This window comes from Hydrogenophaga sp. SNF1, assembly GCF_034421675.1.
Taxonomy (GTDB): domain Bacteria; phylum Pseudomonadota; class Gammaproteobacteria; order Burkholderiales; family Burkholderiaceae_C; genus Hydrogenophaga; species Hydrogenophaga borbori.
Window position 1 is genome coordinate 4,572,548 of the sequence record NZ_CP139793.1, and the last position, 15,740, is coordinate 4,588,287.

At 72.3% G+C, this 15,740-nt stretch carries 15 protein-coding genes; 11 read left to right on the top strand and 4 right to left on the bottom strand.

The genetic code is table 11. The features are described from left to right. From SOM08_RS22005 to SOM08_RS22050, 10 genes are read left to right on the top strand one after another with little or no spacing between them, the layout of a single operon-like run. The gene (locus SOM08_RS22005) at nucleotides 1-1,131 is read left to right on the top strand and encodes a glycosyltransferase (protein ID WP_116960078.1); all 1,131 of its coding nucleotides are present in this window, start codon (nucleotides 1-3) and stop codon (nucleotides 1,129-1,131) included. Then, on the top strand, nucleotides 1,128-2,339 hold the full coding sequence (locus SOM08_RS22010) for a polysaccharide pyruvyl transferase family protein (RefSeq protein ID WP_322469761.1): 1,212 nt from the start codon (nucleotides 1,128-1,130) through the stop codon (nucleotides 2,337-2,339). The genes SOM08_RS22005 and SOM08_RS22010 overlap by 4 nt, the downstream gene beginning before the upstream one ends. Then, nucleotides 2,336-2,908 carry a putative colanic acid biosynthesis acetyltransferase gene (locus tag SOM08_RS22015; RefSeq protein WP_116960080.1) on the top strand — a complete coding sequence of 191 codons (573 nt, stop codon included), beginning with the start codon at nucleotides 2,336-2,338 and terminating at the stop codon, nucleotides 2,906-2,908. The genes SOM08_RS22010 and SOM08_RS22015 overlap by 4 nt, the downstream gene beginning before the upstream one ends. Continuing rightward, nucleotides 2,901-3,857: a nitroreductase family protein gene (locus tag SOM08_RS22020; RefSeq protein ID WP_322469762.1), complete on the top strand. Its 957-nt coding sequence runs from the start codon at nucleotides 2,901-2,903 to the stop codon at nucleotides 3,855-3,857. Before SOM08_RS22015 ends, SOM08_RS22020 begins: the two co-directional genes overlap by 8 nt. Nucleotides 3,858-3,867: 10 nt before the next feature. Continuing rightward, entirely contained in the window at nucleotides 3,868-4,839 is a 972-nt protein-coding gene (locus SOM08_RS22025; protein WP_116960082.1) for a glycosyltransferase family 2 protein, read from the top strand. Nucleotides 4,840-4,853: 14 nt separating this feature from the next. Next, nucleotides 4,854-5,777 (top strand): hypothetical protein, encoded by a 924-nt coding sequence (locus SOM08_RS22030; RefSeq protein ID WP_322469763.1) that lies wholly within the window; start codon nucleotides 4,854-4,856, stop codon nucleotides 5,775-5,777. Further along, nucleotides 5,774-7,036, top strand: coding sequence for a glycosyltransferase WbuB (locus SOM08_RS22035; RefSeq protein ID WP_322469764.1), 1,263 nt, complete (start codon nucleotides 5,774-5,776; stop codon nucleotides 7,034-7,036). The genes SOM08_RS22030 and SOM08_RS22035 overlap by 4 nt, the downstream gene beginning before the upstream one ends. A 34-nt stretch (nucleotides 7,037-7,070) precedes the next feature. Continuing rightward, a complete protein-coding gene (locus SOM08_RS22040) occupies nucleotides 7,071-7,841 on the top strand; it encodes a polysaccharide biosynthesis/export family protein (RefSeq protein WP_322469765.1) in 771 nt (256 codons plus the stop codon). Nucleotides 7,842-7,854: 13 nt separating this feature from the next. Next, nucleotides 7,855-10,254: a GumC family protein gene (locus SOM08_RS22045; RefSeq protein WP_322469766.1), complete on the top strand. Its 2,400-nt coding sequence runs from the start codon at nucleotides 7,855-7,857 to the stop codon at nucleotides 10,252-10,254. 10 nt (nucleotides 10,255-10,264) lie between these two features. Continuing rightward, on the top strand, nucleotides 10,265-10,789 hold the full coding sequence (locus SOM08_RS22050) for a J domain-containing protein (RefSeq protein WP_116960087.1): 525 nt from the start codon (nucleotides 10,265-10,267) through the stop codon (nucleotides 10,787-10,789). On the opposite strand, the gene SOM08_RS22055 is transcribed toward SOM08_RS22050, so the two are convergent. After that, the gene (locus tag SOM08_RS22055; protein ID WP_416186980.1) at nucleotides 10,786-11,931 is read right to left on the bottom strand and encodes a murein transglycosylase A; all 1,146 of its coding nucleotides are present in this window, start codon (nucleotides 11,929-11,931) and stop codon (nucleotides 10,786-10,788) included. The two genes, SOM08_RS22050 and SOM08_RS22055, sit on opposite strands and share 4 nt — an antisense overlap. Here SOM08_RS22055 and SOM08_RS22545 point away from each other — a divergent pair. Next, nucleotides 11,894-12,106 carry a hypothetical protein gene (locus tag SOM08_RS22545; protein WP_416186981.1) on the top strand — a complete coding sequence of 71 codons (213 nt, stop codon included), beginning with the start codon at nucleotides 11,894-11,896 and terminating at the stop codon, nucleotides 12,104-12,106. The two genes, SOM08_RS22055 and SOM08_RS22545, sit on opposite strands and share 38 nt — an antisense overlap. 24 nt (nucleotides 12,107-12,130) lie before the next feature. On the opposite strand, the gene SOM08_RS22060 is transcribed toward SOM08_RS22545, so the two are convergent. From SOM08_RS22060 to SOM08_RS22070, 3 genes are read right to left on the bottom strand one after another with little or no spacing between them, the layout of a single operon-like run. Then, the gene (locus tag SOM08_RS22060; RefSeq protein WP_116960088.1) at nucleotides 12,131-12,760 is read right to left on the bottom strand and encodes a response regulator transcription factor; all 630 of its coding nucleotides are present in this window, start codon (nucleotides 12,758-12,760) and stop codon (nucleotides 12,131-12,133) included. Between the two features lie 34 nt (nucleotides 12,761-12,794). Further along, nucleotides 12,795-14,855 carry a two-component system sensor histidine kinase NtrB gene (locus SOM08_RS22065; protein WP_116960089.1) on the bottom strand — a complete coding sequence of 687 codons (2,061 nt, stop codon included), beginning with the start codon at nucleotides 14,853-14,855 and terminating at the stop codon, nucleotides 12,795-12,797. A gap of 16 nt (nucleotides 14,856-14,871) precedes the next feature. Then, nucleotides 14,872-15,681, bottom strand: a complete 810-nt coding sequence (locus SOM08_RS22070) for a carbon-nitrogen hydrolase family protein (protein ID WP_116960090.1) — start codon at nucleotides 15,679-15,681, stop codon at nucleotides 14,872-14,874. Nucleotides 15,682-15,740 lie beyond the last annotated feature (59 nt).

A 15,740-nucleotide genomic window follows, 5' to 3' on the forward strand; every position in this document is an offset into this window, starting at 1 on the left:
ATGCACTTCGTCTTCTGGCATTCCTACCTGATGTTCCACCAGGCCGCGTACATCCGCGAGCTGGCGAACACGCCCGGCAACACCGTGCACTGGTGCGTGACGCAGGCCCTGCCCGCGCACTACCGCGACCGTGGCTACCCGCAGCCCGACACCGGCCGCATCCAGGTCCACGTCGCGCCCACGCCGGCGCAGATCGCCGAGCTGGCCACGCGGCCCGGGTCGGTGCAGGTGTTCTTCGGCCTGCGCGGCTTCGCGCTGCCGCTGGCGGCCTTCAAGGCCAGCCGAGGCGCGCCGGTGCACCGCTTCCTGATGACGGAGAACCGCTACGAGCCGGGCGCGCGCCTGCTGCCGCGCTGGCTGCTCTACACCTGGGACGCGCTGCGCCATCGCCGGCATCTGAGCGGCGTGTTCTGCATCGGCCACGCGGGCCGCTATGGCGGCGCCCGGTTCTTCGCGGCCTGCGGCTACCCCCGCTCGCGCATCGTGCCCTTCGTGCACGTGGTGGACCCCACGCCGGTGCCGCGCACGCCGGTGTCGCACGGCCACCTGCAGGTGCTGTACGTGGGGCAGCTGATTGCGCGCAAGCGCGTCGACCTGCTGCTGCGGGCCTTCAGCCAGCTCGACGTGCCCACGGCGCGCTTGCGCATCCTCGGCCAGGGCCCGCAAGAGCCGGTGCTGCGGCGGCTGGCCGCGCAGCTGGGCATCGCCGAGCGGGTGAGCTTCTCGCCCGGCCTGCCCAATGCCGAGACCGTGGCCGCCATGGCGGGCGCCGACGTGCTGGTGCTGCCCAGCCGGTTCGACGGCTGGGGCGCGGTGGTCAACGAAGCCCTGATGGTCGGCACGCCGGTGATCTGCAGCAACCGCTGCGGGGCCAGCGACGTGATCGAGAACGGGCGCAACGGCTACGTGTTCGAGGCCGGCAGCGCCCGCGCGCTGCGGGAGCGCCTGCGCCAGTACTGCGAGGAGTTCCGCTGGAACCGCACCGAACTGGCGCACACGGAAACCGCCCGCCTCAGCGGGCCGGCCGTGGCCGCGCGCTTCCAGCACAGGCTCGCGCAACTGCTGGCCCCGCAGCAGACGCCCCCGCAGCCCGCGGTGCCCGGCACCGCCACCCCGATGGTGAAGCGATGAACGTCGGCATCCTGACCTTCCACTTCAGCGACAACTACGGCGCCGCGCTGCAGGCCTACGCCCTGCGCCGCTGGCTGACGGAGCAAGGCCACCGCGCCAGCTTCATCGACTACCGGCCCGCGCACATCGAGCGCGGCGGCCGGCTCAGCCTGCCGACCTCGCCCGCCCGGCTCAAGGCGAATGTGAAGGTGGCCTACCTGGCGCTGTCGTCCTTCGTCCATCAGCACTTCGGCCACCCCGGCCAGCGCGACAAGTTCCAGCGGTTTCGGGAGCAATACCTCGGCATCGGGCGGGCCGCCGCGCCCGGCGACCCGCTCGCCTCGCTGGCCGCCGCGCGCGCCTTCGACCTGATCGTGGCGGGCAGCGACCAGATCTGGAGCCCGTCCCAGCACTTCGGTTTCGACCCGAACTACTTCCTGGCCTTCGCCGAGTCCTTCGGCGCCCGCAAGATCGCCTACGCCGCCAGCTTCGGCCGGGACCAGGTGTCGCCAGGCGAGGCCGCGCAGCTGCCCTACCTGCTGCAGCACTTCGACGCCATCTCCGTGCGCGAGGCCTCCGGCGTCGCCCTGGTCGAACGGGCCACGGGCCAGCCGCCGGCCAACGTGCCCGACCCGACCCTGCTGCACAGCGACTACTCGGCGCTGACCGAGCGCGCGCCGGCCCCGCACCACGGGCCCTACGTCTTCTGCTACGGGCTGCGCTCGCCCGACAACATCCGACCCAGCGCCGAGTGCGTGTCGCGCGAGCTCGGCTGCCCGGTGCTCTCGCCGCACAACCCGCACCGGCGCTGGCCGGAGATCGGGCACACGGTGTACCCCGATCCCGGCGAGTGGGTCTCGCTGGTCCAGCACGCCCAGTTCGTCGTCACCAACTCCTTCCACGGCACGGTGTTCGCCCTCCTGTTCCGCAAGCCTTTCATCGTGGCCGGGCTCACCGGCGAGAAGGCCAGCGCCAACGCCCGCGCGCTGAACCTGCTGCGCGCCGTCGGCCTGGAGCGGCGCTTCGCCGCCGGGTTCTCGGCGCCGAACGTGCGCTCGCTGGTGGCCAGCGACATCGACTGGGCCGACGTGGAGCAGCGCCTGGCGGCGATGCGGCACACCGGCCAGGCGTTCCTGCACGCGCAGCTGGGGGCGGTGGTGCCGGGCGAGGCCCGGCCACTCCCGCGGCGCCCGGCGCCGCCACGCGTTGCACGGGAGGTCCTGCAGTGAGCGATTCACTCAGCGATTTCCGCTCGCTGCGCTACCGCAACGGTTTCGGCGGCGCCGCGCTGCTGCGCCGGCTCGCGTGGGAGCTGGTCTGGCTGCTGGCCTTTCGGCCCACCCCGCGCTGGGCCCTGCACGGCTGGCGGCGCTTCCTGCTGCGCGCCTTCGGCGCGCGCATCGGCGCGGGCTGCCGCATCGCGCCCTCGTGCCGCGTCTGGGCGCCCTGGAACCTCGCCATGGGCGAGTTCTCCGCGCTGGGCGACGGCGTGGACTGCTACAGCATGGGCCGCATCACCATCGGCTCCAAGGTCGCCGTCAGCCAGCGCAGCTTCCTGTGCGCCGGCTCGCACGACATCCGCAGCCTGTCGCGGCCCCTGCTGACCGGCCCCATCGCGATCGAGGACCACGTGTGGATCGCCGCGGAGAGCTTCGTGCACCCCAATGTGTCGATCCGCGAGGGCGCCGTGGTCGGCGCGCGCTCGGTGGTGACGCGGGACCTGCCGGCCTGGTCGGTCTGCGTCGGGCACCCGTGCCGAAAGATCAGGGACCGCGTGCTGGGAGAGGCCCATGTTTGACAAAGTGGCCAAGTTGGCGGGCATCTTCAGCGAGGCCTTGCGCGACGCAGCGCTGTTCCTGTGCTTCAACTCGTACTCGCCGTTCGTGGACAAGTCCCGGCGCGCCTTCTACAAAATCATCATCGAGGCCCACACGATCGAGAAGGGCCTGTCGCTGCCGAGCCCCAAGCCGCTGTTCGGCAAGGACAAGGTCCGCTTCGTGATGCGTGCGCTCTCGCGCTACGACATCCGGCACTCGCCGGTGCCGGCCCACATGTCGCTGGGCGCGCTGGAGGCCTACCTGGCCTTCCACGCCCAGGCCGGCGCCAGCGACCCCCTGCTCGACGAGATCAGCGGCTACCTGAAGCAGTGGGAAACCCGGCTGCCCCGGCCGTGGCAGGGCGGCACGCGGGACTACCGCTTCGACGGCCAGCCCGCCGGCGACCTGCAGCACCTGATCGCCGGCCGCTCGAGCGTGCGCACGCTGTCGCCCGCGCCGCTCGAGCCCGCGCGCATCCTCGAGGCGATCGCGCTCGCACAGCAGGCGCCCTCGCAGTGCAACCGCCAGGCCACCCGGGTGCACACCTACCAGGACCCGGCCCGCATCCAGGCGCTGCTCGCGCTGCAGGGCGGCTCGCGCGGCTTCGCCGACACCGTCGGCAACCTGTTCGTGGTGAGTTCCGACATCTGCGCCTGGGGCGGCCCCGGCCAGCGCAACCAGGCCTATGTGGATGGCGCGCTGTTTGCCATGTGCCTGCTGCTGGCCTGCCGGGCCCTGGGCTGGGGCGCCTGCCCGCTCAACCTGGCGATCGACCACAAGACCGAATCGGCGATCCGCCGCGTGGGCGGCATTCCCGCCGGCGAGCGGCTGATCCTGATGATCGCCTTCGGCGAGCCGGCCGCCCCGCAGACCCGCGTGGCCTTCTCGCCGAGAAGGCCCGCCGCGGAAATCGCCACCCTTCACGCCTGAGGAGATCTCGATGCGCATCACGGCGATCATCCTGACCCACAACGAATCCCTCCACATCGAGCGCGCGATCCGCTCCATCCAGGCCTTCACGGACCAGATCTGCGTGGTGGACTCCGGCTCCACGGACGGCACCACCGGGATCGCGCAGCGCCTGGGCGCGGAGGTCTGCACCCACGCCTTCGTCAACCAGGCGCGGCAGTTCCAATGGGCCCTGGACACGCTCGACATTCGCGGCGACTGGGTGCTGCGCCTGGACGCCGACGAAATCATCGAGCCCGACCTCGCCCGCGAGATCGCCGAGAAGCTGCCCCGGCTGCCGGCCGACGTGGTCGGCGTCAACCTCAAGCGCAAGCACATCTTCATGGACCGCTGGGTGCGCCATGGCGGCCGCTACCCGCTGCGGCTGCTGCGCCTGTGGCGCCAGGGGCACGGCCGCATCGAGAACCGCTGGATGGACGAGCACATGGTGGTCTGGGGCGGGCGCACGGTCACCTTCGACGGCGGCTTCGCCGACCACAACCTCAAGGACCTGGCCTATTTCATCGACAAGCACAACCGGTACGCCACGCGCGAAGCCATCGAGGTGCTGAACCAGCGCCTGGGCCTGTTCGCCCAGGACGGCGCGCTCAACGCTCGCGGCGCCTCGCACCAGGCGGCGTTCAAGCGCTGGGCCAAGGAGCGGATCTACAACCGCATCCCCTTCACCCTCAGCGCCACGCTGTACTTCGTGTGGCGCTACGTCTTCCAGCGGGGCTTCCTGGACGGCCGCAGCGGGCTGGTCTACCACTTCCTGCAGGGCTACTGGTACCGCTTCCTGGTGGGGGCCCGGGTCATGGAGCTGCAACAGGCCGTGGCCCACCTGCACGACAAGGCCGCCATCTGCGCCGAGCTGAGCCGGCTGACCGGGCACAAGCTGGTGGCGCAGAGCGACGCCCCCAGGGACGTGGACGTCGGCGACCAGCGGCTGGCGCCGCGGCATTGACCGGAGGGCACGGCATGCACCGGTGGTTCCTCTCCCCCTGGCGCCTGGGCCTGCTGGCCACCCTGGGCCTGGCGGGGCCCGTCCAGGCCCAGGCCCAGACGCCGGCCAGCAGCGCCCTCATCTGCGAGGACGCCACGCCGCCACCGGGCGCGCTGCAGGTGGGCGCGCGGCAGGCGCTGTTCCGCGACTGCCCGCGCCTCGGCGACGTGGACTTCACCGGCAAGGCCGACGGGTACAAGTACCACAGCGGCGTTTCCTTCGCGCCGCTCAAGGGCCCCAGCCTCTACGGGCCCGCCGACGACGGCGTGGTGCTCAAGCGCGGCGGCCTGCTGGCCACCGCGAAGGCCACCGCGCACCCCGGCCAGTTCCCCCTGCTCAGGGGCGACCGGCCGTTCTACATCGAGGCCCAGGTGGCGATCTCGTCGAACGACCGCGACAACTTTCCCGCCGTCTGGCTCATGCCCATCGAACACAACCCGCGCATGGAAGACGTCTACGAAGGCGATCCCAAGGGCTTCGAGCGCTGGTTCGAGCTGGACATCGACGAGGGCGGCTTCGGCCCCGGCGGACACCACACGGCCATTTCGTGGTCCGGCATCTACCCCAACTACAAAAAAATCCAGAACCCCAACCCGACCTCCAAGGAACCGCTGGACCGCACCCAAGCGAACGTCTTCGGCGTGTCCTACTCGCCCGACACCCTGAGCGTGCGCTGGTGGCTCAATGGCCGGCCGGTGCTCGAGGCCTCGCACCCCTACGTGCCCGAGATCGCGCGGCGACAGAACTTCTACCTGATCGTCTCGGCGCAAAGCCACAAGAACATCAGCGACTACACCCTGAAGTTCATGGGCGTGCGCGCGTTCACGGGCGAGGCCACCCCCGTCCGCGGCGAAGCGGCGCGGCCCGCCAGGCCCCCTCAGACAAAGGGCGCGCCATGAAGCTGCTCGTCTACGGCATCAACTTCGCGCCCGAGCTCACCGGCATCGGCAAGTACACCGGCGAGATGGCGCAGTGGCTGGCCCAGGCGGGGCACGAGGTGCGCGCCATCACCGCCCCCCCGTACTACCCGGCCTGGCGGGTGCAGGAGGGCCACAGCGCCCGCCGCTACCGCATCGAGCACTGGCAGGGCGTTCGGATCATCCGCGCGCCGCTGTGGGTGCCGCGGCAGCCGGGCGGCCTCCAGCGCCTGCTGCACCTGGCCAGCTTCGCGCTGAGCAGCCTGCCGGCGCTGTGCGCCCAGTGGCGCTGGAAGCCCGATGTGGTGTGGGTGGTGGAGCCGCCGCTGATGTGCGCGCCCGCCGCGGCGCTGTTCGCCACCCTGCGCGGGGCCAGCGCCTGGCTGCACATCCAGGACCACGAGGTCGACGCCGCTTTCGAGCTGGGGCTCATCAAAGGCCGCGCGCTGCGCGGCGCGGTCCAGCGCGCCGAGCGCTGGCTGATGCGGCGCTTCGACCGCGTCTCCACCCTCAGCGGCCGCATGGTGGAGCGCACCCTCGACAAAGGCGTGGCGCCCGAGCGCGTGGTGCACTTCCCCAACTGGGTGGACATCGACGGCATCGCGCCGCTGGCCGCGCCCAGCCCCTACCGGGCCGAGCTCGGCCTGGCGCCGGACGCCGTCGTTGCCCTGTACTCCGGCAACATGGGCAACAAGCAGGGGCTGGAGGTCATCGCCGACGTGGCGCACCTGCTGCGCGACGAGCCCCGCATCCGCTTCGTGCTGGGCGGCAGCGGCTCGGGACGGGCCGCCCTGCAGGCGCGCTGCGCGAGCCTGCCCAACGTGCGCTTCCTTGATCTGCAGCCGCTGGAGCGGCTGAACGACTGGCTCGGTCTGGCCGACGTGCACCTGCTGCCGCAGCGGGCCGACGCGGCCGACCTGGTGATGCCGTCCAAGCTCACCGGCATGCTGGCCAGCGGCCGCGCCGTGCTGGCCACCGCGATGGCCGGCACCGAGCTGTGCCGCGTGGTGACCCACGACGCCGCTTGCGGCCGGGTGGTCCCACCCGAGAACCCGGCCGCCATGGCCGAGGCGCTGCGCGCGCTGGCGGCCGACCCCGCCGGCCGCGCCGCGATGGGCGAGCGCGGCCGCCGCTACGCCGAGGCCGAACTGAGCCGGGACGCGGTCCTGCGCCGGTTCGAGGCGCAGCTGCTGGCCCTGGCGCAGGCGCGCCCGAGCGACACCCGCCGGGCCGCCGTCTGAAGCAGGCCCCACCCGGGCCAGAAAGGAGTTGATCATGCACACCCACCCCTTCGAGAACACCCGGCCATGGGCCCTGGCGGGCGCGGCGCTGCTGGCCGTGGCGGCGGCCCTGCCGCTGCGGGCCCAGACGCCGCCGCAGGCGGGCCCCGGGGCCGCGCACGCGGTGCCGGCCAGCGCGCCGCTCGAGGCGCCGGGCACCACCCCTGGCGCCGCCGCCGCGCTGAGCGCGGCCCCGGCCGGCGGCGTCGACCCGAACTACCGCATCTCGCCCAACGATCTGATGGAGTTCGACGTGTTCGGCGTGCCCGACATGAAACGCGACCTGCGCGTGAACGCCACGGGCGAGGTCTCGCTGCCGCTCATCGGCCAGGTGCCGGTGGCCGGGCTGACCACGCAGGCCGCGGCGCGGCTGATCGCCGACCGCTACCAGGAGAAGTACCTGCAGGACCCGCAGGTGTCGCTCTTCATCAAGGAGTTCACCACGCGCCGCGTGGCCATCGAAGGCGCGGTGCTGCGGCCCGGCGTCTACCCGATCGCGGGCCAGCTCACGCTGCTGCGCGCCCTGGCCTTGTCGGGTGGCTTCGCGCCCTATGCGGACATCAACAAGATCGTCGTCTACCGCAACCAGGCGGGCGGCGCGCGCGAACAGTTCACCTACGACCTCGACAAGGTGCGCGCGGGCCAGGAAAGGGACCCCGACATCCGCTCGGACGACGTCATCGTGGTCCAGCGCAACGCCCGGCGCACGGCCCTGCGGGACTCGCTCTTCAGCGACATCCTGAACACGCTCAACCCATTCAACTGACGGGGAGGGACCCATGGCCATTGAACGACACCCGCTGCCCGCGACGCCCGACCCGAGGGACGCGCTGGCGGTGCAGCGCGAAGCCGCCCTGTCCGAGCTGCTGTTCGCGCGCAGCGAATCCAGCGCCCCGGCGGAGGACCGCATCGACCTCAAGACCCTCTGGCGCGCCCTGGCGCGGCACCGGCGGCTCATCCTGGGCGTGACCGCCCTGTTCACCCTGGCGGCCGGCCTGTACACGCTGCGCATCACGCCGCAGTACGAGAGCACGGTCATGCTGCAGATCGACCGCGCGGCGCAGAAGGTGGTGGGCTTCAACACCGAGTTCGAGGTCGAGGAAGGCCCGCTGTCCGAGCAGCTGCAGCTGCGCACGCAGGTGGAGCTGCTCAAGAGCCGCAGCCTGGCCGAGCGCGTCATCGACGAGATGGGCCTGTACAAGCCCGGCGCGTCGGCGCCCGCCGCCGCCGCGCCGGGTGAAGGCGATGCGGTGGCCGCGGCGCCCGCCGGGCCGCTCGAACAGGCCAGCGCCCTGCTGGGCGGCTGGCTGGCCCGGCTGCATGGCCTGGTGGCCACCGCGCCACCCGAGCAGAACACGCTCAACCGCGCCAGCGCGCTGGCGCAGTTCCAGCAGTCGCTCACCGTGGAGCCCATCCGCAACTCGCGCCTGGTGCAGATCAGCGTGCGCAACGCCGACCCGCAACTGGCCGCCGGCATCGCCAACACCACCGCCCGGGCCTTCCTCGCCACGCACATCGAGCGCAAGCTGGAGTCCTCGCTCTACGCGCGCCAGTTCCTGGAGGAACAGATCCGCCAGACCAAGGCCAAGCTGGAAGAGAGCGAGCGGGTCATCAACACCTACGCCAAGAAAAACCAGATCCTGAACCTGGGCGACAAGGGCAGCGCCGCCACCCAGACCTTCGTGGATTTTTCCGCCGCGCTGGCCAAGGCGGAGCAGGACCGCATCAAGGCCGAGACGCTCTACAACCAGGTCCGGCTCGACCCCGAGAGCGCGCCCCAGGCGGTGGTCAACGAGGCCATCCGCGCCTACAAGGAGCAGCGCGCGCGCCTGGAAGCCGACTACGCCAAGAACCGCTCCGTCTTCAAGCCCGACTACCCGAGCATGGTGCAGGCTCGCGCGCAGATCGCCGAGCTGGACGGTCGCATCAAGACGGAGGTGAACAACATCCTGTCGAGCATCCAGGGGCAGTACCTGGCCGCCAAGAAGGCCGAGGACCAGTTGCGCGCCAAGGTGGCCAGCACCCGCGCGGAGGTGCTGAGCGTGCAGGACCGCAGCGTGGACATGAACCTGCTGAGCCGCGAGCTGGACACGAACCGGCAGGTGTACGACAGCCTGCTGCAGCGCCTGCGGGAGGTGAGCGTGACGGCGGGGCTCACGACCAACAACGTGAGCATCGTCGACCGGGCGGCGGTGCCGCTGTTTCCGGCCTCGCCCAACGTCAAGCTCAACATCGGCCTGGGCCTGATGGCCGGCCTGTTCCTGGGCCTGCTGCTGGCCCTGCTGCGCGAGCAGATGGACGACTCCGTGAAGAACGCCAACGACATCGAAACGCGCTACCGCCTGCCGCTGCTGGGCCTGATCCCCTTCACGCGCCCGCCGAAAGGCCGCAAGGAGGCGGTGGCGCTGCTGGCCCACCACGAGCCGCGCGGCACCTTCGCCGAGTCCTACCGCTCCATGCGCACCGCGCTGCAGTTCAGCACGGCCGACGGCGCCCCCGAGCGCTTCGTGGTGACGAGCTGCGGCAAGAACGAGGGCAAGAGCACGACGGCGCTCGCGCTGGCCATCAACTTCGCGCAGATGGGCCAGAAGGTGCTGCTGATCGACGCCGACATGCGCAAGGGCGGCATGCACACCCTGCTCAAGCTGCCGAACGACAGCGGCCTGTCGAGCTTCCTGAGCGAAGACCTCGACAGCGCGATGCTGGTCCGCGAGACGCCGGTGCACAACATGGGCCTGATCACGGCCGGGCCGGTGCCGCCCGATCCGGTGGAGCTGCTGATGGGACCGCGCCTGGGCCTCTTGCTGGACCAGGCGCGGGCGCTGGGCTACGAGCAGATCGTGATCGACGGGCCGCCGCTGCTGGGCATTTCGGACGCGATCGCGCTGGGCAACCAGGTGCACAACATCGTGCTGGCCGTGCGGGCCGGCGTGACGCGCAAGGAAAGCCTGAAGGACGCGCTGCGCCGCCTGCGCACCGCCGGGCTGAGCCCGATGGGCGTGGTGCTCACGCACGCGCGCAGCGAGCACATCATCGACCGCGCCTACGCGGACTACTACGGCCACGGCCATGCCCCGGGCGCGCGGCGCGCGCCGCGCACCGCCCGGCCAACCCCCGGCCCGGTGCCGCTGACGGCCCAGCCCCGCATCGAACCCACCATGGGCCCGCATTCGGCATGAGGACCGTGCAGTGACCGCGCCCGGCCGTCCCGCGCCCGACTGGAACCGCCTGCTGTCCACCCTGCTCGATTTCGAGCGCTCGCCCGGGCGCTACCCGGTGCGGCTGCGCGAGCCGCGGCCCCTGTTCGACGGGATCGGCCGCGTGATGCTGCTGGCCAGCGGGCGGGCGGTCGAGGGCCTGCCCGCGACACCCTGGAACGAGGCCGAGCTGCGCCGCGCGGCGCGCTACTTCGTGCGCACGGTGATGCTGCGCCCGGGCGCCGACCCCTTCACCCTGCTCGGCCTGACCCCGGACTTCGAGCCGGCGCAGCTGCGCGAGCACTACCGCCTGATGATCCGCCTGACGCACCCGGACTTCATCGCCGCGGGCGGCCACTGGCCCGCCGACGCCGCGACGCGGGTCAACCGGGCCAAGGACCTGCTCTCATCGCCGCAGCAGCGGGCCCACTTTGCCGCCACGCTGCGCCTGCCGGCCAGCCGGGGGGCGGCGGTGCGCACCAGCGCCTTCCTGCTGGAGGTGCTGGGGGGACGCTAGCGCGGCCACAGCACCCACAGGCGCAGCGGCTGCTTGAGCGTGGCCGCCTGCCGGTAGGCCTCGTCGTTCCAGCCACCCCAGCCGGTGAACAGGTCCGCGCGCACCGCGCCCAGGATGGCGCCGCCCGTGTCCTGCGCCAGCACCAGGCGGTTGGCCACCAAGGCCGGGCCCTGCGTGGCCAGCCACACCGGCGTGCCGTAGGGAATGCTCTGCGGGTCCACCGCGATCGAACGCCCCGGCGTCAGCGGCACGCCCTGGGCGCCGCGCGGGCCGAAGCGCGCGTCCAGCGGGCTCAGCGGATCTTCCTTGAAGAACACCGTGCGCGGGTTGCTCCACAGCATCTCGTTGAGCCGCTCGGGGTTCTGCCGCGCCCAGGCCTTGATGGATTCCCACGAGGCCTCGCGGATCGCCCCCTGGTCGAGCAGCCAGCGCCCCACGCTCTGGTAGGTGTGGCCGTTGTGCGCCGCGAAGGCCAGGCGCACCTGGCGCACCCGGCCGTCGGGCTCGGTCAGGTTGACGCGGCCCGTGCCCTGGATCTGCAGGATCAGCGCGTCGATCGGGTCGGCCAGCCAGGCGATGGCGCGCCCGCGCAGCGCCGCCTGCGCCTCGGGCAGGGTGTCGATCTGCTGGCGCGTGTACCAGCGCTGGCCGCTGGCGGTGGCGGGCAGACCGGCGGGCACGCCATACAGGGGCACGCGGTGGGTCGCCGTGGGCTCGCGCGTGGCGTCCATGATGGGCTCGTAGTAGCCCGTGAGCAGGCCGTCCGGCTCGCGGCCGTCGGCCTCGAGCACGCGGTAGGGCTGCAGGCGCTCCTGCATCCAGGCCTGCTGGCGCGCGGCGTCGGCGAAGGCCAGCGGCCGCGCCTCGGCGCACACCGCCTCGAAGCCCGGCGCGGGCCGTTCGCAGCCCTGAAGCAGGGCGTTCCAGGCCTCGTGCAGGCCGTCCTGGCCCCAGCCGGGCAGGGCGCTCCAGGTCACCGGCACCCAGCGGCTCTTGCTGTGCTGCTTGGCCGCCGGGCCCATCGCCGCTTCCGGCGCGGGAACTTCCGGCTGCGGTTCGGGCACCACCCGTGGGCCCACGGCGCAGGCCGCGAGGCTGCCTACAATGCCCGCCGCCACGGCCCACCGCGCCAGCCTGTTCATTCCTTCGATTCCGTCCGCCATGACCTTGTTGTTGCTCGAAGCGCTGGGCGCGCTGCTCCTGTTGGTGTTCATCGTGTGGTGGACCATGTTCTCCGGTCGCCGCAAGGGCGAACTGCCCGAGGACGGCGAGCGCGACAAGCCGGCCGCCCGGGAACAGGACCCGCCCGGGCGCTGATCGTTCCCGCGTTCGGGCGCCTGCTCATGCATCGCGCAGGCGGTTGGCCAGTTCCACCGCCGACTTCACGCCCATCTTGTCGAACACGCGCGAGCGGTGCACCTCCACCGTCCGCACGCTGATCTGCAGCTGATCGGCCACCAGCTTGTTCGGCAGGCCGGCCACCACGAGGTTCATGACGTCGCGCTCGCGCTCGGTCAGGCTGTCCAGGCGCTGCTGCAGTTCGTGCCGCACGGCGCGCTCGGCCAGCTGCGCGGCCGACTGGCGCAGCGCCTGCTCGACCCGGTCGACCAGGGCGTTGTCGGAAAACGGCTTTTCGCAGAAATCGAAGGCGCCCCGCTTGACCGCCGCCACCGCGGTGGCGACGTCGGCGTGGCCCGACAGGAAGATGATGGGCATGGCCGCCTGCCAGGGCAGCAGGCGCAGCTTCTCGAACAGGGCCAGGCCGCTCATGCCGGGCATGCGCACGTCCAGCAGCACGCAGCAGGGCACGTCGGGCGCCTGGCGCGCAATGGCGGCGCCGGCCAGGAAGTCCTCGGCGCTGTCGAAGCCGTCGCTGATCAGGCGGCGCGTGCGCAGCAGCCAGGCCAGCGCCTCGCGCACGCCGGCGTCGTCGTCCACCAGGTAGATCTTCGCGTCGGGGAATTCGGTCATGGGCGGATGATAGGAGCGCGGCCCGCCCGGCCCTTCAGGCGGCGTGGGCCTCCAGCGGCTGCGCCGCGTGCGCCTCGGCCACGGGCAGCGTGAAGGAAAAGCGCGTGCCGCGCGGCAAGGCCGGCTCGAAGTGCAGGGCGCCGCCGTGCTGCTCCACCACGGTGCGGCACAGGCTCAGGCCCAGGCCCATGCCCTCGGCCTTGGTGGTGAAGAAGGGCGTGAACAGGCGCTGGGCCACCTCGGGCGGCAGGCCCTGGCCGTGGTCGATCACGTCCACGCGCACCCAGCGCGCGCAGCGCCCCGCGCCCGGCTCGTGGGCCTCGCCCATCACCGGCGCGATGGCGATGCGCAGCACGCGCAGGCCGCTGGCCGTGCCCGGGTCGCCCAGCGGCATGGCCTGCATGCCGTTGCGCGCGAGGTTGAGCAGCACCTGTTCGACCATGGTGCGGTCGCACCACACGCGCGGCGTGCCGGGCGCGATCTCCACCTGCAGCCGGATGCCGCGCTTCTTGGCCTGCAGCGTCAGCAGCGTGGAGATGCCCTCGATCAGGAGATGCGGCTCCACCGCCTCGCGCACCTGGTCGCGGCGGCGCACGAAGTCGGCCACGCCGCGGATCACGCGGCCCGCGCGCTCGGCCTGCTCGGCGATGCGCCGGATGGCGCGCTCGATGTCGTCGCCCACCGGGTCCTCGCCCCGTTGCGGCCCCTGCTGCAGCAGGTTGAGCGTGCCGCTGGCGTAGCTGGCGATGGCGGCCAGCGGCTGGTTGAGTTCGTGGCTGATGAGCGAGGCCATCTCGCCCACCGTGGCCAGGCGCGCCGTGGCCTGCAGCTTGTCCTGCGAGGCGCGGTTGAGCTCCTCGATGCGGCGCTGCTCGGTGAGGTCGATGATGGCGCTCATGTAGCCGGTCTGCACGCCCTGCGCGTCGATCAGCGGGGCCTCGATGATGAGGACCGGAAAGCGCGTGCCGTCGCTGCGGCGGAACACCGATTCGTAGCCTTCGCGCGGCAGGGTCTGCCCGGCCAGGCGCACGGCCTGGCGCTGCTGGTACTCGTCCACCAGCTCGGGCGGCCACCAGGGCGCGGGCAGGCCGCTGCCCACGAGTTGCTCGGCGCTCAGGCCCACCATCTGGCAGAAGGCCGGGTTCACGTAGGTGATGCGCCCGCTCATGTCGCGCGCGCGCAGGCCGGTGACCAGCGAGTCCTCCATGGCCTTGCGAAAGGCCAGGGCGTCGGCCGCGCGCTGCTCGGCGCGCTGGCGCCGGCGCATGTCGCGCGCCAGCAGGGCCAGCACGGCCAGCAGCGCCAGCGACAGCGCGCCCACCACGCCGGTGAGCACGTTGGGGAACAGGCCGAGCGCGCGGCGCGGACTCTCCAGCTGCAGCAGCAGGGTGTGGCCGGGCAGGTCGAGCAGGGCGTGCGCGCTGAGGGTGCGCCGCTGCAACGGCACCACGCTGTGCACGGCCAGCCGCGCGCCGTCGCTCTCCACGAAGCTCAGGCCGCGCCCGCGCAGCGTGGCCGCGTCGGTCAGCTCGGCCAGCATGGCGGGCAGCGAATAGGTGGCGATGAGAAAGCCGCGCGACTCGCCGGCCTCGCTCAGGGGCAGGCACAGCTCCATCACCTCCAGGCCACGGCCGTCGCGCTTGGGCCAGAAGTAGCTGGCGGAATAGGCGGGCCCCGACAGGCGCAGGGCCGCGTCGCAGGCCTGGCGCACCTCAGGCAGGGCCTGGCTGCGCGGCAGCAGGTCGAACACGTCGGGCCGGTAGGGCGACAGGCGCTGCGCCAGCACCTGCATGGCCGGGTCGCGCCACTCCAGCCGCACGAGCTCGCGCCGCTGCGCCAGCAGCTCGGCGGCGGGCGCGTCCCAGCCCGTGGGCGTGGGCGAGAAGGCGTTGAGCGACTGCAGGGTCTGCACGTTGCGCAGCAGCGCGCTGCGGATCTCCCCGACCACGGTGGTGGCGTCCTGGTCGAGCGCGGCCTGGTCGCGCCCCACCTCGTACTCCGCCGCCAGGAACACCAGCACCGCGAGCAGCGCGGCCACCAGCAGGAGCAAGGCGCCCCACAGCGGCCAGCGGGGCGACTTCAGGGCGCGGCTCACGGGCGCGGCTCGGCGCTCAGCAGAGCACGCGGTGTTCCAGGCAGGGCAGCTGCTCGCGCACCTGGCGGATGCGGGCCATGTCGATGTCGGCCAGCGCCAGCCCCGGGCCCTCGGCGTGCAGGGCCATCACCTGGCCCCAGGGGTCGATCACCATGCTGTGGCCCCAGGTGCGGCGGCCGTTCTCGTGCACGCCGCCTTGCGCGCTGGCGATCACGAAGGCCTGGTTCTCGATCGCGCGGGCGCGCAGCAGCACCTCCCAGTGGGCCGAGCCGGTGGTGTAGGTGAAGGCGGCCGGCACCAGCAGCACCTCGGCCGCCAGCAGGCGGTACAGCTCGGCGAAGCGCAGGTCGTAACACACGCTCTGGCCGATGCGCCAGTTCTCGCCGTCGCGCGCGCGCAGCTCGAAGTGGGTGGGCGTGTCGCCGGCCTGCAGCACCGCTGCCTCGTCGTAGCGCTCGCGCCCGTTGTCGTAGCGGAACAGGTGGATCTTGTCGTAGCGGCTCAGGCGGTGCCCCTTGGCGTCGAAGCTGAGCGAGGCGTTGGCGGCGTGCGAGGGGTCGCTGGTGGCCATGGGCAGGGTGCCGCCGACGATGCACATCCCGAGGTCGCGCGCGGCGTCGGCCAGGAAGTCCTGCACGCGGCCCAGGCCCTCGTTCTCGGCGATGAGCAGCTTGTCCTCGTCCTTGGCGCCCATGAAGCAGAAGTACTCGGGCAGCACCGCGAGCTCGGCCCCGCAGGCGGCGGCCTGGCGCAGCAGGCGAAGGGCTTCGCTGAGGTTGGCGTCCAGGCTGATGCCCGACACCATCTGGATGGCGGCGACTTTCATGCGGTCAATCCTCCGGCGGAAAGGGGCGTGCCAGCGCCCTGGTGGGGGGAAGCCGGCGA